This window comes from Chloroflexota bacterium (assembly GCA_016197225.1).
Lineage (GTDB): Bacteria > Chloroflexota > Anaerolineae > Anaerolineales > VGOW01 > VGOW01.
In genome coordinates, this window is record JACPWC010000071.1 from 61,608 (window position 1) to 83,228 (window position 21,621).

Here is a 21,621-nt window from a genome sequence, read left to right on the forward strand (position 1 = left end):
GTGTGGTCTGATTCCGAATGTGGGATATTATACCGCTCAGTGTGGGTAACATCTTGTAGAGGGGTGTTGGCCTGTAGAGCAACTTATCGAGTGGCTTTCCCAGGCACAAGCTTGGGCATATAATTCAGCGTGATGGTATCCAAACATAAGCTAGAAGAAGTAACAGCCAAGAGTCTCCGTCGGAAGATACTCGCGCATTTTAAGCAGGTAAAACAATCCGACTCGGAGGAGACAAAAGATTCCCTCCGCGCTTTGCATGAGCCAGCCGTTCAAGTCGAACTGCTCAAAAACCAAAAGTGGATTAAGGCTAATTATCCCAAGTATTCTAAGTATTTTGCAGACGGCATTGATATGGCCCCTGCAAAAATTAAACCTATTCTGATAGAAGTCAATGACGAGCATTGGGCCAATCTTTTTCGTCTTGCACGGCTAACGTGGTCTTTACCATTTACACGGGGTTACGGCAGACGGCTAAGATATGTTTTACTGGATGAAGCCAACGAAAAATTAATTGGCGTTCTTGGTCTACAGTCCCCTCCACTTGATTTTCCTGTACGTGACAAGCTATTCAACTACCCGGAAGGGCGAAAAATTGAGCTTGTAAATCAAACGATGGATATATACACGCTAGGCGCAATCCCCCCTTACAATCGGTTGTTGGGCGGGAAATTAGTTGCGCTGACCGCCGCATCAAACGAAGTTAGGCAGGCTTACAGTAAAAAATACACCGGGGCAGTTACCGAAATTGATAAACGGACTTTGCCAGCAAGACTCGTTGCCCTCACTACAACAAGCGCCTATGGAAGAAGCAGCATCTATAACAGACTAAACTACAACAACCGTGCCATAGCATATTCAATCGGTTACACGGAAGGATATGGCAGTTTCCATCTCGCGCCTTTGTACCCTTTGGTCTGCGAGTTTCTAGAGAAATCAGGAGAAGTTATACGGGGCGGCTTTGGGGTTGGCCCTCGCATCATGTGGCAAAACTACAAACGGGTTTTTAGCCTGCTTGACCTGCCAAGCCAATTACTCAAGCATGGCGTAAGGCGCGAGGCTTTTCTGTTTCCACTAAGTTCTAATCTAGAAAACTATATGAGCGGAAAAGCATCTCGCCCCGTTTACTATCACCAATCGTTTCAAGACCTAGTAGATTGGTGGTGCGAACGGTGGCTATTGCCGAGAGCCGACAGAGTCGACGGTTGGCACGCTTGGGATAAAGAACAAATTGAGCATTTGCTCACTTTGAAGAAATCATGAATGCTAATTTCGACCGCCCTTTTGCCGATTTGCCATCGGCGCTTGTTGACGAAGTGCTACAGCGCACTCAGGAAGTGGGAAAAGCCCTTCTGGACTCATTCCATGAATTGCAATCACAGAAGGCCGCCCGCCGCAATCAACTGACAGACTCAAAGCTATTGGGCCGCGAATCTGATTTTGAGTATGGCATCATCCCGACAACTTGTGGAATAGATGGAGCATTTGCCATTGAGCGATTATTGGCTATTGACTTGATAGCGGTGGCAGCGGTTGCTATGGAGGGACTGACCCCGCCGTCAGAAAACCGTTTCTGGCCTGAACCGCGCCATCAGGTTTTGATTGAAACCGAGTCGCACGACCCCGACACCGGAACAATAGCGAGAGCCTTGATGATGGGGATGGAGTTAAGCCTAGCCGTACAAGCCCCTCATGAAGTTGTTTTTCTTGATGGGTCGCTGACCACTCCAATCATCTTCTTCAATCAAGCACTGAACAAAATACAGGAAGCAGAACATTTGAAAACTTCGCAGGAGTTTCTGGCCCGTGCGAAGGACATTTTGGAAGCCTATCAGGCAATACTCAAAGCGCACCGTTCCGACAAGTATTGGGTGGCTATCCCTAAATACACTACTCGTCGTGAAATAGGAGAAATATCGCAGTGGCCAGAGTCACAAGATGACCGTTCTATTTTGACTGGCATCCTAGAGCCAGGAGAAATTACCCAACCAGTTGAGTTGAAAAAGCCTGAAAAGCCTTGGCATTTGAATACTAACCCTATTAAGGCCAAGGGTGTGGCGGAACTCGCCGACGACATCACAAATCGCTTGTATGAAATTCAGGTGGTGTATTACCGGCCATATCCTTGGTTGCCTGCTTTGCGCCTTGAAATGAGTCGCGCGGTTGCCAAAACCCCCGCTAGACTTGCAAGCGTGTTACATGCTATCAAACATCAATGCGGCGCACCCGCAATGATGGAACCTTACCCGCTTTATATGGCTGACCGTATGGTTAAGTCGCTTGCAACAGCCATCCCAACGTTTAGACAAATTACAAGCCAGCACATGGCCGAGGCATATCAAGGCGATGTCGCAGATATATTCCTTGGGCTTCACGGATATCGAACTGAAACAGGTAGATGACTATGACACACGATACTTCTAGCCACGTTGACAAACTGATAGACCAGTCTGAGCGAATCGGAGTTATAGGTTCGCCATCTTCAACGAATGAGTTGGCCCTAGACATTATGGGCGGGGCAGTCAGCAAAAAACTCGTTGGTGAGTTGGCTTTATTGCGGTATCTGCAAGATAACAGTCCTCACTATGCCCTCGGCCAAATCACCGAAGTGACGTTGCGAAACGTGTGGCACGAAGACCCTACGATGCGGAGTCTCATTAGGCAACGCGGGCGTATTGACGCTGTTAGCGAACGCCAAGACACCCATCAAGGCGAAATGCTCATCAGTGCTGTGTTTGCCGGAGGAGCCAATGGTTATAGGCCAAGCATTCTTGGCACAGTTCCAGCCACCGGAACGCCCATTCATTTAGTTGATGATGGCGTACTCAATGAACTGCTATCACCTTATCGACAGCAGTTGTTTTACCTCGGCAAGGTATACGGTTCTACTCCCAACCTGCCCTTATGGTTTAAGCATTTTGACACAGGGCCAGATGGAGCAGGCGAGGCCTATCACCTCGGCATCTTCGGCAAGACTGGCTCAGGCAAATCAGTTTTGGCGAAAATGATATTGCTGGCCTATGCGCGTTATCCAAAGATGGCTATGCTGGTCATTGACCCGCAGGGAGAATTTGCAAAGGAAGCCAAAGGCGAGTCGGTGCTTGGGCAATTCACTTTACCGACTAAAACCGTACTCAATCAACTCAACAAGTCAACCCAAGTTTACAGCGTCCGCGACCTTATACTCGACCGATGGGAACTCTTTGAGCAAATACTTACTGAGTCGCGATTCTTTCGAGAACTTCAAATTATGACTCGCGACAAGGCGGAGTTAGCGTCCGGCCAACTCATTTTGGAAATGCAGAAGGCCAAGTTAACTCTGGCGAAGTTGCATGAGCGAAGCAGCTTTGACCGCGCTTGGGCATTACTAAAACAGGATAAGGTGCAGAACAAAATCTATGCAAAGGAAGGAGCAGCGGCTGAGAGATTCGCTGAAGCTATACAAGAAGCCGACCCTGATGAGATATATCGAACAATCTGGCTACCTGTTGCTCAACTTTTCAGGGAAGACCGAAAGAGTGCGCGGAAAGTTGAAGCCCTTTTGCGCGGCTTATTTGACCCAGAGAAAGACCGCCGTCCTCTTGTAGTAATTGACCTGTCAATTGAGCAGGCTATATCGCTGGGTGGTAGTAGCAGTTTAGGGCCATTGTTTAACGAAGAAGCGCAATCCGAGCAATCCGTAGAGGTGCTGTGGAACGAGACAATCCAGGCTTTGGTGATTAAGCGTCTGCTGGAGGGTATTCGCAGAACCGCTGAAGAAGCCTACAAACAGAACCGAAGTCTCAATACACTTGTCTTGATAGATGAAGCACACCGACTCGCCCCACGCGAAGAACCTGAAAATGACCAGAAAAAAAGCGTTAGGGGCATATTGATTGACGCAGCCCGAACCACGCGCAAGTATGGCGTGGGCTGGATGTTCATAAGTCAAACCTTGTCTAGTCTGCATCGGGAGATTCTGGAACAATTGCGTATTTTTTTCTTTGGCTTTGGGTTGGGCATGGGGTCAGAGTTCAAGGCCCTCAGCGAGTTAGTTGGCGGGCGAAGCAAAGCCCTTGACCTGTATCAATTATTCCGCGACCCTCACTCATCGTTTGATACATCATCGCGAGAATATTCATTCATGACGATTGGGCCAGTATCGCCTTTGTCCTTTTCGGGAACGCCTTTATTCCTGAGCAGTTTCAATAAGTCAGACGACTTTTTGAAGGCGAATGGCTTGGATAAGCCATAGAGAGTCAAACCATAGTATGGAGTAGCCTACCAATTGCCCCAGGATAGGAGTTCGCTATGACCCTTGCAGAAATTCTCCCCACCGTCCAGCAACTGCCGGCGCAAGACAAACTCAGGCTGATTCGTATTCTCGCTGAAGAACTGGACGCCAAAACCGAGGCTGTTTTTCCATTTCAACCCAACAGGATTTACTATCTGCCCACTCCTTACAATTCGTTTGGAACTGGCCGAAAACTGATGGACGCCATGAAGCTGGCTGATAATCGCAAGAACTGAACGCTAACCGTGAACATGCAAGCCACCCCACCCTCCATTTGGGATGTGTATCAGGAAGGGAGCCGTTTCTTTATGAAGGAAGGCGATGTCTACGAAACGCTTCGCGCCCTGGCAACCCGGTTGAGGGAAGAGGGGCTGGAGTACGCGCTGATCGGCGGCCTGGCCCTGGCGGCGCACGGCTACCGCCGTTTCACCGAAGACGTGGACATTCTGATGACGCCTGAGACATTGCGCCTTTTCAAGGAGAAATTTGTCGGGTTGGGGTATTTGCCGGCCTTTGCCACCGCCTCAAAATCTTTCCGCGACACGCGCACCGGCGTCAAGGTCGAAGTGATGACGACCGGTGAGTATCCGGGCGACGGCAAACCGAAACCGGTGGCGTTTCCTGATCCGGTTTTGGCCCGCGTGGAGCGGGACGGCTTGTGGGTTTTGGCGTTGGAGAAGCTCGTCGAACTCAAGCTGGCTTCCGGCCTCTCGGCCTCCCACCGGCTCAAAGACCTGGCCGACGTTCAGGAATTGATCGCCATCTTGAAACTGCCGCTGGAGTTGGCCGGGCAGTTGGATGCCAGCGTCCGCGCCGAGTATCAACGGCTCTGGCAGGGCGCGCAAACCGCCCCGCCTGAGGAAGGGATGTCATAGCCTCTGCAGTAAGAAACACATGATATTTGTCATTTGTTTGAAGCGCCCTCACCGTGAGGGCGCTTTTTTTATTCCCGGCCCGGCCTGAATATGACGATTGTCATACGCTCCGATTGTGTTTTAAGGAACAATCTGGGGCATATCGGTTATTCAAGCGATTCGCTTTTCTCACAACCCCAAGGAGGCTTCTATGAAAAAAGTATTGACAACACTGTTAGCGCTGGTCACCCTGCTGGTGGCCTGCAGTGGCGGCAAGCCGGCCGCCACCCCGGCCACGAGCGGCCTGCCCGCCGACGCGGCGGCCATTGCCGCCGCCCGTGGCCTGACCCAGGACGACATCGCTGCCGCCCTCAAGACCTACACCCCCTCCGGCCAGCTCGACCCCTACATCATGTTCGCTTCGGGCGGGCAGGGCGGCCAGGTGCTGGCCATTGGCGTGCCGTCCATGCGCATCCTCAAGCTCATCGGCGTTTTCACCCCCGAACCCTGGCAAGGCTACGGTTTCGGCGGGTCGAGCGACAAGGTCATCGAGGGCGGCTACATGCCGAACGGCGATGAACTCAAGTGGGGCGACACTCATCACCCCAACCTGTCGGAGACCAAAGGTGAGTACGACGGGCAGTTCCTCTTCATCAACGACAAGGCCAACGCCCGCCTGGCGGTGATTGACCTGCGCGACTTCGAGACCAAGCAGATCATCAAAAACCCCAACGCCATCAACGACCACGGCGGCGCGTTCGTCACCCCCAACACCGAGTACGTCATCGAAGGCCCGCAATATGCCGCCCCGCTCGGCTTTGAGTATGCGCCCATTGACGAGTATCAGAACAAGTATCGCGGCCTGATCACCTTCTGGAAATTTGACCGGGCCAAGGGCCGGGTGGACGAATCCCAGTCCTTCCAGATTGAACTGCCGCCCTACTGGCAAGACCTGTGCGACGCCGGCAAAGGCGTGAGCGAGGGCTGGTTCTTCTGCAACTCGTTCAACACCGAATTGGCCACCGGCGGCGTGGAACTGGGCAACCCGGCCTTCGAGGCCGGCACGACCAAGAACGACGTGGACTATCTGCACATCGTGGACTGGAAGAAGGCCGAGCAGGTCTTCAAGGGCGGGGACGTAGAAAAGCTGAACGGGATCGCCGTCATCAGCATGGAGACCGCCATCAAGGAAAACATCCTCTACTTCGCCCCCGAGCCGAAGAGTCCGCACGGCGCGGACGTGACCCCCGGCGGCGAGTTCATCGTCGTCGGCGGCAAGCTCGACCCGCACGTGACGATCTACTCCTTCGACAAGATCAAGGCCGCCATCGAAGCCGGCGGTTTGGAGACCGACTCCTACGGCGTCCCCGTCATCCCGCTCGACAAGGTGATGGAAGCCCAGGTTGAACTCGGCCTCGGCCCGCTTCACACCGTCTACGACGACAAGGGTTACGCCTACACCTCGCTCTTCCTGGACTCGGCGGTGGCCCGCTGGACTCTCGGCGGCCCGTACGCCGACAAGCACCCTGAAGAACCGTGGACGCTCGTCCAGAAACTGCCCGTGCAATACAACATCGGCCACATCGCGGCGGCAGAAGGCGACACCGCCTCGCCCGATGGCGGCTACGTAGTGGCCCTCAACAAGTGGAGCATTGACCGCTTCGCCAACGTCGGGCCGCTCCTGCCGCAAAACTTCCAACTGGTGGACATCGCCCAGACCGGCGATCAGATGAAAGTGATCTACGACATGCCCATCGGCATGGCCGAGCCGCACTACGCTCAGATCATCAAGGCCGACAAACTGCACCCATTCGAGGTCTACCCCGAAATTGGTTGGAACCCGGAGACGATGAGCGTTGACCCGAACGCCATCACCGACGCGGCCCAGGCCCGGGTGGAACGCAACGGCAACAACGTTGAAATCTGGACGGCAGTCGTGCGGTCTCACTACACGCCAGAGCACGTTGAAGTCAACAAAGGTGATCACGTGGTCTGGCACTTCACCAGCCTTGAGCGCCAGCGCGACGCGACACACGGCTTTGGCCTCTCCGGCTACAACATTAATCTCAGCCTTGAGCCAGGCGAAGCACAGACCATTGAGTTCGACGCCAACAAGGCCGGCACCTTCACCTTCTACTGCACCGAGTTCTGCTCGGCCCTGCATCTGGAGATGATCGGGTACTTCTTAGTCAAACCGTAATCAGAGCCGAAGACATGGAGATCGGGAGACAAGGAGATTAACTTCTCCTTGTCTCCCCTGCTCCCCTACTCCCTGTCTCACGAGTAAACCCATGAAGCAGTTCTTCTCCCTCGACCCCGACGTCAAAGTCCTCCTCCCCGACGGCAGTACCCGCCGCCTGACGGATTATCTTTTCCCCAGCGCCCTGCTCATGCTGGCCGCGTTGATGCTGATGATCTCGATGTTCCTGCCCTACTGGAGCATGACGATGACAGCCCCGCAGTATCCCAAAGGCCTGAAGGTGGATGTGTACGTCAATCATCTCGAGGGCGACATGCGCGAGATTGACGAACTCAATCACTACCTGGGCCTGCCGCCGCTCGACGAGGGCGGCCAGTTTGAACGCTCGATCTCCATTTTCTCGATTGTGGCCCTCGGCCTGCTGTTGATCGCCGGAGTGTTCATTCACAATCAATGGGCCGGCGTGCTGGCCCTGCCCGTCCTCGGTTTCCCCGTCGTCTTCGTGGCCGACCTCTGGTACATCCTTTATCACTACGGTCACAGCATTGACCCCGACTCGGCGCTGGGCGACGCTATCCAGCCTTTCACCCCGCCCATCATCGGCATTGGCAAAGTCGCCCAGTTCGGCACTGTCGCCAATTTCACCGCCGGCTTCTACCTGGCGATTGCCGCCATCGTCGTGATGCTCGTCGGCCTGTGGTTCCACCGCGCCGCCTACAAACCGATTGTGGACGCCCGCAAGAAAGTGGGCAGTGATCAGTTGCCAGTTATCAGTAATTCGTGAGCGACAAGTGAGTCGAGCAATGAAACTGTCTATGCCGGGAATCATGGGGGTCGTGTTGGCAATATTGCTTGGCGCGTTGCCAACTACAGCGGCTCCGTCTGCCACTGATCACTCTTCACTGTTCACTGATCACTTGATTGTTTCCCCCTCCGGCCCCTACACCACCATTGAAGCCGCCCTGGCCGACGCCGGCGACGGCGACACCGTCGAAGTTCACGGCGGCGCGTACCCGGCACTCGTGATCGCAAAATCGGTGACGCTGGTTGGGGTGGATTGGCCGGTGATTGACGGCGGCGGACAGGGCACGGTCGTCATGCTCAACGCGCCCGGCATCGTCTTCAAAGGGTTCCATGTGCGCGGCAGCGGCGTCGAGCCGGATCGCGACCACGCCGGCATCACCCTCACCGCGCCGGATATCACGGTTGAAGGCAATCGTTTGAGCGACGTGCTCTTTGGCGTCTTCGTCGAGCAGGCCGACGGGGCTGTGGTGCGCGGCAACGACATTGCCAGCAAAGCCCAGTACGACTCGGGCCGCAAAGGCGACGGCATTCGGGTCTGGTACAGCAAGGATGTCATCGTCGAAGGCAACCACGTTCACGACGCCCGCGACGTGGTGTTGTGGTACGCCGAAAACATCGTCGTGCGCGACAACCTCATCGAAGGCGGGCGCTACGGCCTGCATCTGATGTACTGCAACAACTCGCAGGTGGAAGGCAACCGGGTGCTGAACAACTCGGTGGGCGTTTACACCATGTACTCCAGCAACGTGATCCTGCGCGACAACGACATTCGCGGCCAGCGCGGGCCGAGCGGTTACGCCCTCGGCTTCAAAGACGCCGACTTTGTCGAAGTGACCGGCAACGTGGTGGTGGACAACCGCGCCGGAATTTTCGTGGACGGCACGCCATTCAACCCCCAAAGCTGGGGCCGCTTCACCGACAACATTTTCGCCTTCAACGACGTGGGGGCGATCCTGCTCACTGCCGTGCGCGGCAACACGTTTGAGAACAACACCTTCTGGGAGAACGTGGAACAGGTTGCACAGCAGGGCGGTGGCCACCCCGGCGAAAATGTCTGGCGGGGCAACTACTGGAGCGATTATGCCGGTTTCGACGTTGACGGCGACAACCTGGGCGAGTCGCCTTACACCTCCGAACGTTTCTTTGAAAGCCTGACCGATCGCGAGCCGATGTTGCGCGCTCTCATCTACAGCCCGGCGGCGCAAACCATCGAGTTCGCCGCGTCCTCATTTCCCATTATCAAGCCCCAACCCAAATTAGTGGATGAGTCGCCGCGCCTGCAACCCGCAATCATTCCGGCCTCGGCCATCGCCCCGAAGAAACCGGCCCTGCCCATGACTCTGCTGGGGGTCGCTATATTTGCCGTTGGCATCCTGTTCGGCGCTTTGGCTTTTATGAACCGCAAAGAAAACACAAAAGGGCATCACCCTATGGCAACTCAAACCCCACCCGAAACCGCTGTGCGCGTTGAGGGCCTGATCAAACGCTACGGCAAGACGGCGGCCCTGAACGGCGTTTCGTTCACGGCCCGCCCCGGCGAGGCGCTGGCCCTGTGGGGCGAAAACGGCGCCGGCAAGACTACCCTAATCAAAGCCCTGCTCGGCCTCATCGAGTTTGAAGGCGACGTTTCCATTCAGGGCTGTGATGTGCGTCGGAACGGCAAGGCCGCCCGCCGCAACATCGGCTACGTGCCACAAGAGGCGATCTTTTATGATATGACCGTTCAGGCGACGATGGAGTTTTATGCCCGGTTGAAAGAAAGAAAAGAGATGAGAGATGAGAGATTGGAGATTGAGCAATCTCTCGTCTCTCATCTCTCATCTCCCATAGAACGTATTCCGGCCTTGCTCGAACGCCTCGGCCTGAGCGAGCACGCTCGTAAACCCGTGCCCGCCCTCTCCGGCGGCCTCAAGCAACGGCTGGCGCTGGCGGTGGCTCTGCTGTCCGACCCGCCCGTGCTTCTGCTCGACGAGCCGACGGCCAACCTCGACGCTAAAGCGCGGCGCGACTACCTGGCTCTGTTGGGGACGCTTCGCAAAGAGAAGAAGACCATCATCTTCGCCTCGCACCGCATCGAAGAAGTGGAAACGCTGGCCGACCGGGTGGTCGTCATGGAGGCCGGTCGGGTGGTTGAGACGCTCAACCCCGGCGAAGTCCGTTTGCGGCTCGCGCCGGATGTTGAACTCACCCTGTGGGTCGCCGATGGCGAACGTCCCCGCGCCCTGGCCTGCTTTGAGAGCAACGGCCTCAACGCTCACCTTAACGGGCGCGGAACCGTCGTCGTCCGTGTAGACCCGCAAAACAAATTGCAACCCCTGAGCCTGCTGGCCGAGCAGGGCATCTCGGTGCTGGACTTTGAAGTGGAGCGAGGCCGTTTGTGGAATTGAGGGGACGCAGATGAACGCAGATGAACACAGATTTGGAATCACGATCCGTGTGCATCGGTGAAAATCCGTGCCTGAAAAAATGGAATTGACACTGCTCTGGACGATTGCTCAACGTGAACTGCGCGAGAGCTTGCGCAACAAGTGGCTGGCCTTTTACGCCGTCGGTTTTGCGGCGCTGGCCTTTGCCCTCTCGCAAGCCAGCCAGGCCTCCGCCGGCTATAGCGGCCTCGGCGGCTTTGGTCGCACCGCCGCCAGCCTCGTCAACGCCCTCCTGCTCTTCGTGCCACTGCTCGGCCTCAGCGTGGGCGCGGGCGCGCTGGCCGGAGATCGCGAACGGGGAACCTTGATGTACCTGCTGGCCCAGCCGGTGAATCGCGCCGAAGTATTCTTTGGCAAAGCATTAGGGGCCGGGTTGGCCGTCACTGCCGCCCTGGCCGTCGGCTTCGGGTTGGCGGCCATTGCCCTGTCGTCAACCGGCGACGGCGACCCCTCAGTCTTTCTCGCCCTCACCGGCTACACCGTCCTGCTGGCGCTGGCCTCGCTGGGCTTCGGCTTCGTCATCAGCGCCCTCACTCGCAAAAGCGCAACAGCCGTCGGCGCTTCGCTGTTACTGTGGCTGGGGCTGGTCTTCTTCGGCGACCTGAGTGTGGTGGGCGCAACCCTGACTCTGCGCCCAACCCCGGCCATGCTCCTCAGCATGTTGCTCGTTAACCCTCTGCAAGCCTTCAAGCTGGGCGCGATCTACAGTCTGCGAGCCACGCTCGACACGCTGGGCGCGGCCGGCCAATATGCCACGTACCGCTTCGGCGAAAGCCTGCCCTTCCTGCTCGCCGGCCTGCTTCTTGCCTGGATCGTTCTCTCATTCGGCATTGCCTTTGCCACCTTCAGCCGTCGAGGCGACTTATGAAGACTGATTTTCAAGTGTCAAATGTCATAAATAACTTGTCACATTTGACGTTTGATCTTTCACGCCTCCCACTGTACTTTTTGCTGATGGGCCTTTTGCTTTCCGCCTGTAGCTCCAATTCCAACGAACCCCAACCGCCGGAAATTCTTTACGGCCAGGACCTGTGCGACGCCTGCGGCATGATCATTGACGACGCCCGCTTTGCCGCCGCCACCCTGCTCACCAGCGGCGAGTTCCGCAAATTCGACGAGATTGGCGACATGATGATTTATCACATGGAGCACCCGGAAGAACAGGTGCAGGCCTATTTCGTCCACGACTACAAATCTGAAGCGTGGATTCGCGGCGAGACGGCGTTCTTTGTGGAAGGCGATATCACGACTCCGATGGGCGGCAGTATCGTCGCCTTTGAAGATCAAACCGAGGCCAAAGCTTTCGCCGCAGAAGTGAATGGCAAAGTATTCACCCTCTACGACTTGCGTGTGGAAGCTCACCTGGCCGTGCATGGAGGATAAGGACTGAAAATGTATCGTTGGATATGCGTCTTATTGCTTGCCGGAAGTCTGCTCACCGCCTGCGGCGGCGGGGCCGCCGCCACCCCTACAGTGGAGCCGCCGACGGCCACCCCGTTGCCGCCCACGCCCACGTCGCCGCCGCCCACCGCCACCGCCGAGCCGGCAACGCCGCCGGAGATCAACTACGGCCACGACTTCTGCGACGAGTGCAACATGATCATCGGCTACGACAAGTTCGCCGCCGCCACCATTCTCACCAGCGGCGACTCGCACAAGTTCGACGAAGTCTCAAACATGCTCTTCTATCACCTCAAGCATCCCGACGAGCAAGTGCGGGCCTGGTTCGTTCACGACTACGCCAGCAAGACGTGGATCAGAGGCGAAACGGCCTTCTACGTGCAAGGCGCCGCGATCATCACCCCGATGAACGACGGCATCATCGCCTTCGAGCAGGAGGCCGACGCTCAGGAATATGCCGTCACCAAGAACGGCGACGTCTTCACCTTTGAAGAAATCCAACTTGTTGCTCAACAACTATTGCAGGCCAAAGAAGCCACTGCCTCGCCTGCGCCCTAACCTTCAATTCAATAATTCAGGAGACCCACAATGAAAGTTCGACTACTCACCATTTTTTCTCTGCTTCTCGCAGGCGCCTTGATCATCGCCGCCTGTGGCGGCGGCGGCCCGGCGGCCACCCCCACGCCCGAAGGCCCCGCCGGCGACGCCGTGGCCGGCAAAGCCAAGTTCGAAACCACCTGCACCACCTGTCACGGCCCGGATGCTAAAGGCCTGCCCGGCCTCGGCAAAGACCTGACGGCCAGCGAGTTTGCCAAAGGCCTTTCGAATCAGGAATTGGTTGACTTCCTGCTGGTTGGCCGCCCGGCGAGCGACCCGCTCAACACCACCGGCGTTGACATGCCGCCCAGAGGCGGCAACCCGGCCTTCACCGATCAAGACCTGGTTGACATCATGACTTACATTCGCACCTTGCAACAGTAATTCTGAAAACGAAAGAGGAACGGGGAGCTGTCATGGCGGAACCGAATCACCCTTTGAATCAGTGGCGAATTGACCCGGTCACGGGCCTGCCGCTCCCCGATCCTTTTCCCGAATACATTCACTGCCCGCACTGCGGCGAGTCGGAAGTTGAGGTCTTCTGTTATCAAACCAGCGTGAAGTGCCACAACTGCGGCAAGGAGATTCCACATACGCGCCCGCCCGGTTGCGGCGCCTACCCTTTTTGCAAACGGGGCGAGCCGTCGAAGGACGAGAAGCCGCCTCAAGAAGGAGGGTGAGCCTGTCGGCGCAATTTTTCCACGTCGGTGATGACGAGGTAGCCGCCGCGCCGGGTTTCGATCAGCCCCTGAGCGCGAAAACGGGACATGGTACGGATGGCTGTCTCCAACGTCGTTCCGGCCATGTCGGCTAAATCCTGTCGCGAAAGTGAGATGGTAATCAGAACTCCGTCGGCCTCGGCCCGGCCCACCCGGTCGGCCAGCTTGAGCAGGATGTGAGCCATGCGCCGCTCCACCTTCTCGCCGGCCAAAATCTGCAGGCCCATCATCGAGTGCAAACGCATGCCCAACATGCGGATGAGTTTGAGCGTTGTGGCGGGTTGCGTGGTTAGAAACTGAGCATACGCGGCGCTGGGCAGGCTCACCGTTTCCACCTCGTCCATAGCTTTGGCCGTGGCCGGGTGGCGGGGCATGAACAGCACCGCGCCGCCAAAGACCTCGCCCGGCGAGATCATTTCCAGAATCACCTCGCGCCCGGCGTCTTCGTGATAGACGATCTTCACCCGGCCCTGCCGCACCAGCCACACCCGGTCGCACTCATCGCCCTGATAAAAGATGGCCGCCTCGCGCTCGAAATGATCGACGCGGGCCTGACCGGCTAGCGAGGCCAGGTCTTGTTCGACAAGATCGGCAAACAACGGCAGTCGCCGGAGCAGTTCGATAATCTGGGAAGCGGCCAGCATACGGATGTAAAGCGATTATATCGCATCAGCCCTCACAACAGCCCGGAGCCTTTCATGGAAAAACCCTATTCACATCTTGTTCTTGGCGAGCAATTCCCCGACCTCCCCGCCGACAGCATTCTGAGCCGGACGATCTACGGCGACGAGCAGGTGAAGGCGGTGCTGTTCAACTTTGCCGCCGGGCAGGAGCTTTCGGAACATACGGCGGCCATGCCGGCCATCATTCACATTCTGCAAGGTGAAGCAAAGCTCACGCTTGGCGGTGAGGCGCTGGAGGCCCGCGCCGGAACCTGGGTGCGCATGGCGGCCAATTTGCCGCACAGCCTGCTTGCTAAAACGCCGGTGACGATGTTGCTATTGATGTTGAAAACACCCGGAGGGAAATGAGACGCGAGCATCTTCCGTTGATGGTCCTGGCCGGGCTGACTCTGTTGGCCGGGCTGTGGGCCGGGTTGAACCGCCTCGGCTGGGGGTTGCCGCCTCTGCGCCCAACCGCTCACGGCCCGCTGATGATCTCCGGCTTCCTCGGTGCCCTCATCAGCCTGGAGCGCGCCGCCGCCTTTGGCCGCCGCTGGCCTTACGCCGCGCCTGCGCTCGCGCTCGCCGGAGTCGTCCTGCTCCTCGCCGGCGCGCCCGCCCCGGTTTATCAAAGCCTGATTCTTCTGGGTAGCCTGTTTCTGCTCACCGCCTTCCTCGTCACCTATCATCGGCACTACGGCTTCAAGCTGGAATGGGCCGCGGCCACCATGTCGCTGGGCGCGTTGTGCTGGGTGGCGGGCAACCTGGCCTGGCTCGTCGGGCGGCCCCTCTTTCAAGTGTCGCCCTGGTGGATCGGCTTCCTCATGCTCACCATTGCCGGAGAGCGGCTGGAGTTGGCGCGAGTGTTATTGCTCCGCCGCGCCTCGCTGATCATGTTTGCCCTCAGCGTCGCTGTTTTCTTCGGCGGCTTGCTGGTCTCGTTGAGCTTCTTCGCTCGCGGCCTGCAGCTAAGCGGCTTCGGCCTGGTCATGCTCGGCTTGTGGCTGCTCCGCTTCGACGTGGCTCAGAAGACCGTCCGGCAAAGCGGCCTGACTCGTTTCATCGCCGCCTGTCTTCTGCCGGGCTATGCCTGGCTCGTGGCCGCCGGGGCGTTGTGGGTTGCCTGGCCGGCCTACTTTGTGGCCGGGTCGGCCTACGATGCCATGTTGCACATGATTCTGGTTGGCTTTGTGTTCTCGATGATCTTCGGCCACGCGCCCATCATCGTCCCCGCCATTCTGAATTTGCCTATCACTTACCGCCCCGCGTTCTATCTGCACCTCATTTTGCTCCATGCCTCGCTCGTTCTGCGCGTGTCGGGCGACATTGCCGCCCTGCCGGCGCTCAGATTATGGGGCGGCCTGCTCAACGTCACAGCCATCTTGCTCTTCATTGGCAACACTATCCTGGCAACACGAAAACAGACCTCAGGCGCCCGCTCGGCGAAGACCTCTGAGGTGTGAGTCCTTCACGAGCTAATCTCCGTAGCGGGCCTCAACCTTACGCTCGAAGAAGTGGAAAGCATCTTCGCTCCGCAACCTCGGCGCTGTCTACGTCTCCTGCACAAACCGGATGACCCTTTCGGCAACTTCCTGCGCTTTGTCTTCAGCGAGAAAGTGGTTGGCGTCAGCCAAGATGTGAACGCGCTCCGGCGGCACGCGCAGGTCGCGGGCGAACTGCACCGGAATCTTGGCATGGTTGAGCACCGGGTCTTTCTTGCCCCAGAGGATGGTCGCCGGGACGTTCAGGCGTTTGAGAGCCGCTTGCCAGCGCGGCATTTGGGCGAAGACGAAATCGAAATTGCTTACAAATTGCTGGAACGGGCGTGTAGCGCCCTCATTCATGGGGAGCCAGTAGCCCTCGGCCGCGGCGGAATTAATCACCTCGGGGTGGCCGGTGAACTCCTTGATGAACGACGCCATCATCATCGGCCCCATCAGCTTACCGCTCATCATACTCAACATCATCGGGCCTAGCGGACTCATCATCATCTTAATCATCGCCGGGGGCTGGAAGCCATCTGTGTAGGCGGATGTGTTGAGAATGACGAGGCGGGCAACGCGCCCGGGCGCGCGATCCACTATCTCCCAAGCCCAGGGGCCGCCAAGGTCATGCACCACGAGCGTAGCTTTATCCACGCCGATTTTGTCGAGCAGGGCGGTGACACGCCGGGATTGCTTATCGAGGGTGTATTCGCTCAGGTCGGCGGGCTTGTCGCTGGCGCCCCAGCCGAGCAGGTCGGGCGCGATGACGCGCAAGTTAGCGACGGTGAGGTGCGGGATAACTTTGCGCCAGAGCCACGAGTTGGTGGGCATGCCGTGCAGAAGCACAACTGGCTCGCCGTCGCGCGGGCCTTCGTCCACATAAGCGATGTGGCCGCCTTCCACTTGCGCTTTCTTCAAGCGGGCGCGGTGCTCGGCCACAGTCTGCGGGATGTGGTCGGCAGTGGGCGATTGAGCGCGGAGGGAATCAACAGTCGGTGTGGTCATGGTCAGGGTCTCCTTAATTGAAATTTGATGGCAACAGGGTAACGCCGAAATCGGTTGGACCGTGTCCACCGGCCGGTTGAATAGGGGAGGTTGAATTAGGTGATGCCGCTTACTTAAAGGAGGCCATGTTCTCGCGCCCGCCCCACTGCCTCGATACGGTTGCGGACGGAGAGTTTGCCGTAAATACGGATGAGGTGGGTCTTCACCGTCGCCACGCTGAGGACGAGTTGCGTGGCGATTTCGGGATTGGAGAATCCGGCGGCGACAAGGCGCAAGACTTCTAATTCACGCTCACTCAAGGCCTCGAAGAGTCCTTCGGGTTTGGGCGCTTCAGCCTTGAGGAGAGCGAGGAGCGCGCGGATGTGGTCAACATGTTTGCCTTGCGCGAGGAGCGCACCCAAAGGATTGAGGAGATTGGCGTCGGCATCTGCAAAGGCCCGGAGGTGGCCCTTTGGCTCGGCGAGGGATAGCGCCCGGTCTAGGGTGACCGCTGCCTCTGTCATTTTGCCCTGCCGCGCCTGAATGGAGGCAAGAATCACCAACGCTTCCAGCGCATCGCCGTTGCGCTCCTGATCGAGGGCGGCCTCGAGCAATCGTTGAGCAAGTTGAACGGCGGTGGCGTATTGGCCCTGCGCGGCGAGGGTGCGCGCCAGCAAGCGGGCCTCGAACTCGCGGGCAACGGGGACGGGCGCATCGGCGCTGAGGTCGGAGGCGGCGGCCCACTCGGCGACGGAGGCGGCGTCACCAGTTTGAAGAGCGAGCCAAGCGCGGTGCGCGGCGATGCGCTTCAGGACGTGGCCTTTCCCTTCGACCTGCGCCAGTTTCTCAGCCCGTTCCAACTGAGCGTGGGCGGAGTCGAAATCGTTTTGCGCGGCGTGGATGCGCGCCAGTGTGAGATGCGCTTGCCGCCGTTGACCCGGCGATTGGAATTTTTCTGCCAGGTCGAGGGCGCGCCGGGCTTCGCGCAATGCCTCATCAAGCTTGTTGCGCTCCAGCGCAATTTGGGCGAGCGCAAGATGCGCACCAACGAGAATCGGGTCATGGGCTGCGCCGCCGAGGTCGAGGGCCTGTCGGTGCGCGGCTTCGGCGTTGCGCAGTTGCCCTTGCCGGAGACGCACCTCACCCAAATCCGTCAGCGCGTAGAGCGTGACGGTAAGGTTGCCCGCCTGCTGGCCAGCGCGCGCCGCGCGCTCGAGAATCTCGCCAGCCACCGTGCTCTGCCCCAGGCGCACGCAGATGTAGCCCTGCAACTGCAGCCCCACCGATTGCAGAAACAGATTATCGGGCGAGAGCGCGTCGAGCGCCTGCCGCGACAGTTCCAGCGCCGTTTGCGTTGCGCCGCGCTCCAGGGCAATCTCGGCGCGCACCATCAGCAGTTCGCTGACGGCTTCGTCATTTGAATCGGTGGCGGAGGCCGGCGCTTGCTCGACCAACGCGATGTGCGCTTCAATCGCCTCCAAATCCGGCATGCCGAAGAGGCCGTGTGTCAGGAACAGCAAACGCGCATAGACCGCGCCGAGGCGGGGGCGAGCCATGACAAAATTTTCCGGCAACGCCTGTAGCCACTGTTGTAGCTGCGTAATTTCAAAACTACGGCGCAGCATATCGCCCGCCACACGCTCGATCAGCCCGGCGGCATAGTCGAAATCGCTGGCGGCCAGCGCGTGCCAGATAGCGTCTTCGACGAGTTCGGCCTGCTCAAGCCAGTGGGCAGCGCGCTGGTGCAGGCCGCGCACATCCGCGCCAGATTGCTCGAGGCGAGCACGCAGAAAGTCGGCAAAGAGGTGGTGATAGCGATACCACCGACGTTCATTGTCCAACGGGATAACGAGCAAGTTCGCGCTGTCGAGCAATTGCAGAATGGGCTGGCTCTGCTGGAAAGGCAGAACGGTATCGCACAGCGGCGCACAAAAGCGTCTCAGCACCGACGTGTTCAACAGAAAGGTCTGCACCTCCGGCGACTGCCGCGCGAACACTTCATCCAGCAGATAGTCGGTCACGAAGCGATGGCTGCCGCTGAAGTTGCGAATGAAGACAGCCTGATCAATCCGGCCTGCCCCGGGTGGCGGATTCTGCAACGCGATCGCCGCGAGTTGCAAAGCCGCGATCCAACCCTCGGTGCGGGCTTCGAGGGTAGCTACGTCATCGGTGGAGAGATTCAACCGCATCGTCTGATTCAGGAACTGCGCGGCCTCATCCGGCGTGAAACGCAAATCGTCGGCGCGGATTTCAGCCAGTTCACCACGCGCTCGCCAGCGCGAGAGCGGCAGTGGCGGGTCGGTGCGCGTGAGGATGACGAGGTGAAACTGTGCGGGAGCGTGATCGAGCAGGTAAGTCAGCGCGTCGTGAATAGGCTCTGACTCGATGACATGATAATCGTCGAAGACGAGAAAAAACGGGTCAGGCAGGAGGGCGGTTTCGTTGAAGAGGGCCGTCATCAACGAGGTGAAAGCCGTCGGTTGGGCCGAAGGCAACAATGCTATCGCGTCTTTTCCGAGAGTCGGCTGAAGCTTCTGCAACGCGGCGATCACGTAAGTCCAGAAACGCGCCGGGTCGTTGTCGCCCGCCTCGAGCGAGAGCCATGCGACAGGGTGGCGGCTCTGCGCAATCCATTCCGCGAGGAGCGTGGTCTTGCCAAACCCGGCGGGCGCGGCGATGAGCGTGAGTGGACAGGTCGGCCCTTCTGCGAGGCGGGCAGTGAGGCGCGGGCGCGAGATGAGCGTCGGGCGCATGGATGGGGCGTGGAGCTTTATGGTGAGGAGCGAAGCAGGCATAAATTGTACCCGGCTGAATTTTAGCTGAGGCGCAGTTTAACGCTAGTAGTCCGCCAATGCTAAATTGATGGATGTCTAATCCGCCGCAGTTCGCGAAGCGTGCGGCGCGGGCGGCGGTGCAATTGCCATCCATCAAAACAGGTTTGGCGGACTACCATGCTTCCACGCCGACTTCTGCCCGGTGGCCCGCAGTATCGGCGGCTGCATGGCGATCACGACCTCCTCGACATGAAGACACCTAACGAGTTTTCGGCCTCTGGTAAGAAATTCCGGCATCGTGTTGTCTAAGCGCTATTCAGGCCAGGATAAACGGATGATAATTACTCCCGAAGGTATAAGGCCTTCGGGAGTTTTTTTGCGGCCTTGACCTTCCAGCGACTGGAAGGTGTAGAGTGAGGAGTGATGACGATGTTGATTCACGACTTGGCGAAACAAACCGGCGTTCCGGCCAAAACCATCCGCTATTACGAGTCCATTGGCTTGTTGCCGCCCCCGAAACGGGCGGCGAACAATTACCGCGAGTACGCGCCGGCCGAGGCCGAACGCTTGCGCTTCATCGCCAGCGCGCGCGGTTTGGGTTTCTCGCTCGACGACGTGGCCGAAATCCTTTCGGCGCGTGACGGCGGTATTGCCCCCTGCCAGCGTGTGCTCGATGCGGTTGACCGGCGGCTGACGGACGTTGACCGCCGCATTGCCGATTTGCTGGCCTTGCGCGATTCTCTCCGGCAACTGCAGAGCGAGGGCGCCATTCTTCCCCGTGATGACGTGCAGGGGGAGCACTGCGTGTGTTACTTGCTCAAAGCGTATCGTGACACCGGACACGTCACTATTCAGAGAGGAGAATTTTTCGATGACTGATACTTGTGGTTGTCCGCCCGAAGCCGGAAGCGCGGTTTGCGAACTGCCGGCGCAAGGATTTCAACGCCCGGCTCACGCTGCCAATACTTGCCCTGAATGTGGCAAGACAGGCAAGCTCGTGCAGGGGCAAACCGTCAAAGCCCTTCTAGCGGTGAGTCTGCGCGACGTGCGCGACGTGGAGTATTTGTTTTGCCGGACGCAGACCTGCCCCGTCGTTTACTTTTCACCCGATGGCGAGCAAACCTTCACGGTGGAAGAAGTGCGAGAGCGCGTCTATCAAAAGGAGCCGAACGCAGAGGAAGTGTTTGTCTGCTACTGCTTCCGGCATACGGTCGGCGAAGTGCGCGCCGCTTCGCCGGAGACTCGCGCCGTCATCTTGGACGACATCAACGCGGGCATCAACGCCGGGCAGTGCGCCTGCGATCTGCGAAACCCGCAAGGCACGTGTTGTTTGGGGAATGTGCGCGGCCTGGCTGCTACGCAACAACTTGAGCGCCTGGCGGCGGGAGTGACACACTAATGCGTCTCGTCATCTTGCGTATCCTCGGCGCGGTCAGTTCCATTTTCGTCGCCCTGTGTTGCCTGGGCGTCCCGGCGGTGATCGCGGCGCTGTCCGCCATCGGCGCAGGCTTTTTGATTAATGACGCCATTCTGGCTCCTTTGCTGGTTGTGGCGTTGGGCATAACAGTGGCGGGAAGTTTCTTCACCTTTCGCCAACATCACAACCTGTGGCCTCTCGGTTTGACGATCGCCAGCGCCGTCGTCGCCTTCGCCAGTGTTTATATCGTTTACCTGCCTGTGGTGGTGTATGGCGCTCTGGCCGTATTGATTCTCACGCAGATTGGCGATTTTGTTTATCAGCGCAAGTGGCTTCTGCCGGTTTGAAAGAAGAGGCCAGCATGATCGCTGGCCTCTTCTTTTATGATTTTTCGCGTTGGGCCGGTGACTGCATTCTGCGAAAGATGGCAACCAGGCCAAGCACCACCAGCGCCAACCCGCCAAACACCAGAGCGGGCGAAGGCGAGGGCGGCGGCGCGCCAGAGGTCGCCGGTTGAGGCGTGGGCGCCGAGGCTTGCGCTTTGGGAAAGGTGGGCATGGGCGCTAACAACGCCTCTTCCTCTTCGCGCAGTTCGCCTTCGCCCTCTGCTTCCAACACCGGCGGCCCATAAACGACGATCGGCGCGCTCGCAACCGGCAGGTTGGAGCTTTGGGCCAGCACCTTGTACGTGCCTTCAGGCATGTCAACAGGCACGGTGAAGGGCTGGGTGAAGTCGCCGTGGCCGTCGCCGGTGGCGACGCCGAGCGGGAACTCGCCTGCGGCCCCGACCAGCGAGACGGTGATTGGCTCGTCGGCGGCGATATTGACGCCGCGCACTTCCAGCACCAGGCCGGGCTGGAGACGGTCAGAACTGATCTCCACTCGCGGGTCGCCGTCGTGCGCCCGGGCCTGGAGCGGCAAGAGCAACAACGTGAAGACGGCGAACGCCGCCAGTAGTCGTTGAAACAGTGTTTGCTTCATCGTGGATGAGAATTGAGGGCCGGCAAAGTTGCCGGCCCTCAATTCTTC

The 21,621-nt window shown here is 58.4% G+C and carries 22 protein-coding genes; 18 read left to right on the forward strand and 4 right to left on the reverse strand.

What is annotated here, in order from left to right:
- Window positions 1–132: 132 nt before the first annotated feature.
- The 13 genes from HYZ49_13285 (at window position 133) to HYZ49_13345 (ending at window position 13,232) form a co-directional block, all read left to right on the forward strand.
- On the forward strand, window positions 133–1,260 hold the full coding sequence (locus HYZ49_13285) for a DUF4338 domain-containing protein (GenBank protein ID MBI3243257.1): 1,128 nt from the start codon (window positions 133–135) through the stop codon (window positions 1,258–1,260).
- Window positions 1,257–2,399: a DNA double-strand break repair nuclease NurA gene (locus HYZ49_13290; GenBank protein ID MBI3243258.1), complete on the forward strand. Its 1,143-nt coding sequence runs from the start codon at window positions 1,257–1,259 to the stop codon at window positions 2,397–2,399. Before HYZ49_13285 ends, HYZ49_13290 begins: the two co-directional genes overlap by 4 nt.
- Before the next feature lie 2 nt (window positions 2,400–2,401).
- Window positions 2,402–4,231: an ATP-binding protein gene (locus HYZ49_13295; protein ID MBI3243259.1), complete on the forward strand. Its 1,830-nt coding sequence runs from the start codon at window positions 2,402–2,404 to the stop codon at window positions 4,229–4,231.
- Between the two features lie 56 nt (window positions 4,232–4,287).
- Window positions 4,288–4,506 (forward strand): hypothetical protein, encoded by a 219-nt coding sequence (locus HYZ49_13300; GenBank protein MBI3243260.1) that lies wholly within the window; start codon window positions 4,288–4,290, stop codon window positions 4,504–4,506.
- Between the two features lie 15 nt (window positions 4,507–4,521).
- Entirely contained in the window at window positions 4,522–5,145 is a 624-nt protein-coding gene (locus HYZ49_13305; protein MBI3243261.1) for a hypothetical protein, read from the forward strand.
- Between the two features lie 190 nt (window positions 5,146–5,335).
- Window positions 5,336–7,324 (forward strand): Sec-dependent nitrous-oxide reductase, encoded by a 1,989-nt coding sequence (gene nosZ / locus HYZ49_13310; protein ID MBI3243262.1) that lies wholly within the window; start codon window positions 5,336–5,338, stop codon window positions 7,322–7,324.
- A gap of 91 nt (window positions 7,325–7,415) precedes the next feature.
- Window positions 7,416–8,108: a cytochrome C gene (locus tag HYZ49_13315; protein ID MBI3243263.1), complete on the forward strand. Its 693-nt coding sequence runs from the start codon at window positions 7,416–7,418 to the stop codon at window positions 8,106–8,108.
- A 19-nt stretch (window positions 8,109–8,127) separates the two neighbouring features.
- On the forward strand, window positions 8,128–10,515 hold the full coding sequence (gene nosD, locus HYZ49_13320) for a nitrous oxide reductase family maturation protein NosD (protein ID MBI3243264.1): 2,388 nt from the start codon (window positions 8,128–8,130) through the stop codon (window positions 10,513–10,515).
- 67 nt (window positions 10,516–10,582) lie between these two features.
- A complete protein-coding gene (locus HYZ49_13325; GenBank protein ID MBI3243265.1) occupies window positions 10,583–11,422 on the forward strand; it encodes an ABC transporter permease in 840 nt (279 codons plus the stop codon).
- Window positions 11,423–11,508: 86 nt separating this feature from the next.
- The gene (locus tag HYZ49_13330; GenBank protein ID MBI3243266.1) at window positions 11,509–11,937 is read left to right on the forward strand and encodes a nitrous oxide reductase accessory protein NosL; all 429 of its coding nucleotides are present in this window, start codon (window positions 11,509–11,511) and stop codon (window positions 11,935–11,937) included.
- Between the two features lie 9 nt (window positions 11,938–11,946).
- The gene (locus HYZ49_13335) at window positions 11,947–12,513 is read left to right on the forward strand and encodes a nitrous oxide reductase accessory protein NosL (protein MBI3243267.1); all 567 of its coding nucleotides are present in this window, start codon (window positions 11,947–11,949) and stop codon (window positions 12,511–12,513) included.
- A gap of 30 nt (window positions 12,514–12,543) precedes the next feature.
- Window positions 12,544–12,936 (forward strand): cytochrome c, encoded by a 393-nt coding sequence (locus HYZ49_13340; protein ID MBI3243268.1) that lies wholly within the window; start codon window positions 12,544–12,546, stop codon window positions 12,934–12,936.
- Window positions 12,937–12,968: 32 nt separating this feature from the next.
- Complete coding sequence (locus HYZ49_13345) at window positions 12,969–13,232, forward strand: hypothetical protein (GenBank protein ID MBI3243269.1); 264 nt, start codon at window positions 12,969–12,971, stop codon at window positions 13,230–13,232.
- Here HYZ49_13345 and HYZ49_13350 read toward each other — a convergent pair.
- On the reverse strand, window positions 13,217–13,915 hold the full coding sequence (locus tag HYZ49_13350; protein MBI3243270.1) for a Crp/Fnr family transcriptional regulator: 699 nt from the start codon (window positions 13,913–13,915) through the stop codon (window positions 13,217–13,219). The two genes, HYZ49_13345 and HYZ49_13350, sit on opposite strands and share 16 nt — an antisense overlap.
- Before the next feature lie 54 nt (window positions 13,916–13,969).
- On the opposite strand from HYZ49_13350, the gene HYZ49_13355 reads away from it, so the two are divergent.
- Together HYZ49_13355 and HYZ49_13360 are read left to right on the forward strand one after the other, a co-directional pair.
- Window positions 13,970–14,302, forward strand: coding sequence for a cupin domain-containing protein (locus HYZ49_13355; protein MBI3243271.1), 333 nt, complete (start codon window positions 13,970–13,972; stop codon window positions 14,300–14,302).
- Window positions 14,299–15,396: a hypothetical protein gene (locus tag HYZ49_13360; GenBank protein ID MBI3243272.1), complete on the forward strand. Its 1,098-nt coding sequence runs from the start codon at window positions 14,299–14,301 to the stop codon at window positions 15,394–15,396. Before HYZ49_13355 ends, HYZ49_13360 begins: the two co-directional genes overlap by 4 nt.
- Before the next feature lie 87 nt (window positions 15,397–15,483).
- On the opposite strand, the gene HYZ49_13365 is transcribed toward HYZ49_13360, so the two are convergent.
- Window positions 15,484–16,422, reverse strand: coding sequence for an alpha/beta fold hydrolase (locus HYZ49_13365; protein MBI3243273.1), 939 nt, complete (start codon window positions 16,420–16,422; stop codon window positions 15,484–15,486).
- 113 nt (window positions 16,423–16,535) lie between these two features.
- Window positions 16,536–19,196 (reverse strand): helix-turn-helix transcriptional regulator, encoded by a 2,661-nt coding sequence (locus HYZ49_13370; protein MBI3243274.1) that lies wholly within the window; start codon window positions 19,194–19,196, stop codon window positions 16,536–16,538.
- A 408-nt stretch (window positions 19,197–19,604) separates the two neighbouring features.
- On the opposite strand from HYZ49_13370, the gene HYZ49_13375 reads away from it, so the two are divergent.
- The 3 genes from HYZ49_13375 to HYZ49_13385 are packed head-to-tail and all read left to right on the forward strand — an operon-like array spanning window position 19,605 to window position 20,939.
- A complete protein-coding gene (locus HYZ49_13375; GenBank protein MBI3243275.1) occupies window positions 19,605–20,054 on the forward strand; it encodes a heavy metal-responsive transcriptional regulator in 450 nt (149 codons plus the stop codon).
- The gene (locus HYZ49_13380; protein ID MBI3243276.1) at window positions 20,047–20,574 is read left to right on the forward strand and encodes a copper chaperone Copz family protein; all 528 of its coding nucleotides are present in this window, start codon (window positions 20,047–20,049) and stop codon (window positions 20,572–20,574) included. Before HYZ49_13375 ends, HYZ49_13380 begins: the two co-directional genes overlap by 8 nt.
- Entirely contained in the window at window positions 20,574–20,939 is a 366-nt protein-coding gene (locus HYZ49_13385; GenBank protein MBI3243277.1) for a MerC domain-containing protein, read from the forward strand. The genes HYZ49_13380 and HYZ49_13385 overlap by 1 nt, the downstream gene beginning before the upstream one ends.
- A 34-nt stretch (window positions 20,940–20,973) precedes the next feature.
- Here HYZ49_13385 and HYZ49_13390 read toward each other — a convergent pair whose 3' ends face one another.
- The gene (locus tag HYZ49_13390) at window positions 20,974–21,573 is read right to left on the reverse strand and encodes a hypothetical protein (GenBank protein ID MBI3243278.1); all 600 of its coding nucleotides are present in this window, start codon (window positions 21,571–21,573) and stop codon (window positions 20,974–20,976) included.
- Window positions 21,574–21,621 lie beyond the last annotated feature (48 nt).

Coding starts and splice junctions, on each gene's coding strand:
- HYZ49_13285 (MBI3243257.1), top strand. CDS start 133: ATGGTATCCAAACATAAGCTAGAAGAAGTAACAGCCAAGAGTCTCCGT.
- HYZ49_13290 (MBI3243258.1), top strand. CDS start 1,257: ATGAATGCTAATTTCGACCGCCCTTTTGCCGATTTGCCATCGGCGCTT.
- HYZ49_13295 (MBI3243259.1), top strand. CDS start 2,402: ATGACACACGATACTTCTAGCCACGTTGACAAACTGATAGACCAGTCT.
- HYZ49_13300 (MBI3243260.1), top strand. CDS start 4,288: ATGACCCTTGCAGAAATTCTCCCCACCGTCCAGCAACTGCCGGCGCAA.
- HYZ49_13305 (MBI3243261.1), top strand. CDS start 4,522: ATGCAAGCCACCCCACCCTCCATTTGGGATGTGTATCAGGAAGGGAGC.
- nosZ (MBI3243262.1), top strand. CDS start 5,336: ATGAAAAAAGTATTGACAACACTGTTAGCGCTGGTCACCCTGCTGGTG.
- HYZ49_13315 (MBI3243263.1), top strand. CDS start 7,416: ATGAAGCAGTTCTTCTCCCTCGACCCCGACGTCAAAGTCCTCCTCCCC.
- nosD (MBI3243264.1), top strand. CDS start 8,128: ATGAAACTGTCTATGCCGGGAATCATGGGGGTCGTGTTGGCAATATTG.
- HYZ49_13330 (MBI3243266.1), top strand. CDS start 11,509: ATGGGCCTTTTGCTTTCCGCCTGTAGCTCCAATTCCAACGAACCCCAA.
- HYZ49_13335 (MBI3243267.1), top strand. CDS start 11,947: ATGTATCGTTGGATATGCGTCTTATTGCTTGCCGGAAGTCTGCTCACC.
- HYZ49_13340 (MBI3243268.1), top strand. CDS start 12,544: ATGAAAGTTCGACTACTCACCATTTTTTCTCTGCTTCTCGCAGGCGCC.
- HYZ49_13345 (MBI3243269.1), top strand. CDS start 12,969: ATGGCGGAACCGAATCACCCTTTGAATCAGTGGCGAATTGACCCGGTC.
- HYZ49_13350 (MBI3243270.1), bottom strand. CDS start 13,915: ATGCTGGCCGCTTCCCAGATTATCGAACTGCTCCGGCGACTGCCGTTG.
- HYZ49_13355 (MBI3243271.1), top strand. CDS start 13,970: ATGGAAAAACCCTATTCACATCTTGTTCTTGGCGAGCAATTCCCCGAC.
- HYZ49_13360 (MBI3243272.1), top strand. CDS start 14,299: ATGAGACGCGAGCATCTTCCGTTGATGGTCCTGGCCGGGCTGACTCTG.
- HYZ49_13365 (MBI3243273.1), bottom strand. CDS start 16,422: ATGACCACACCGACTGTTGATTCCCTCCGCGCTCAATCGCCCACTGCC.
- HYZ49_13370 (MBI3243274.1), bottom strand. CDS start 19,196: ATGCCTGCTTCGCTCCTCACCATAAAGCTCCACGCCCCATCCATGCGC.
- HYZ49_13375 (MBI3243275.1), top strand. CDS start 19,605: ATGTTGATTCACGACTTGGCGAAACAAACCGGCGTTCCGGCCAAAACC.
- HYZ49_13380 (MBI3243276.1), top strand. CDS start 20,047: ATGACTGATACTTGTGGTTGTCCGCCCGAAGCCGGAAGCGCGGTTTGC.
- HYZ49_13385 (MBI3243277.1), top strand. CDS start 20,574: ATGCGTCTCGTCATCTTGCGTATCCTCGGCGCGGTCAGTTCCATTTTC.
- HYZ49_13390 (MBI3243278.1), bottom strand. CDS start 21,573: ATGAAGCAAACACTGTTTCAACGACTACTGGCGGCGTTCGCCGTCTTC.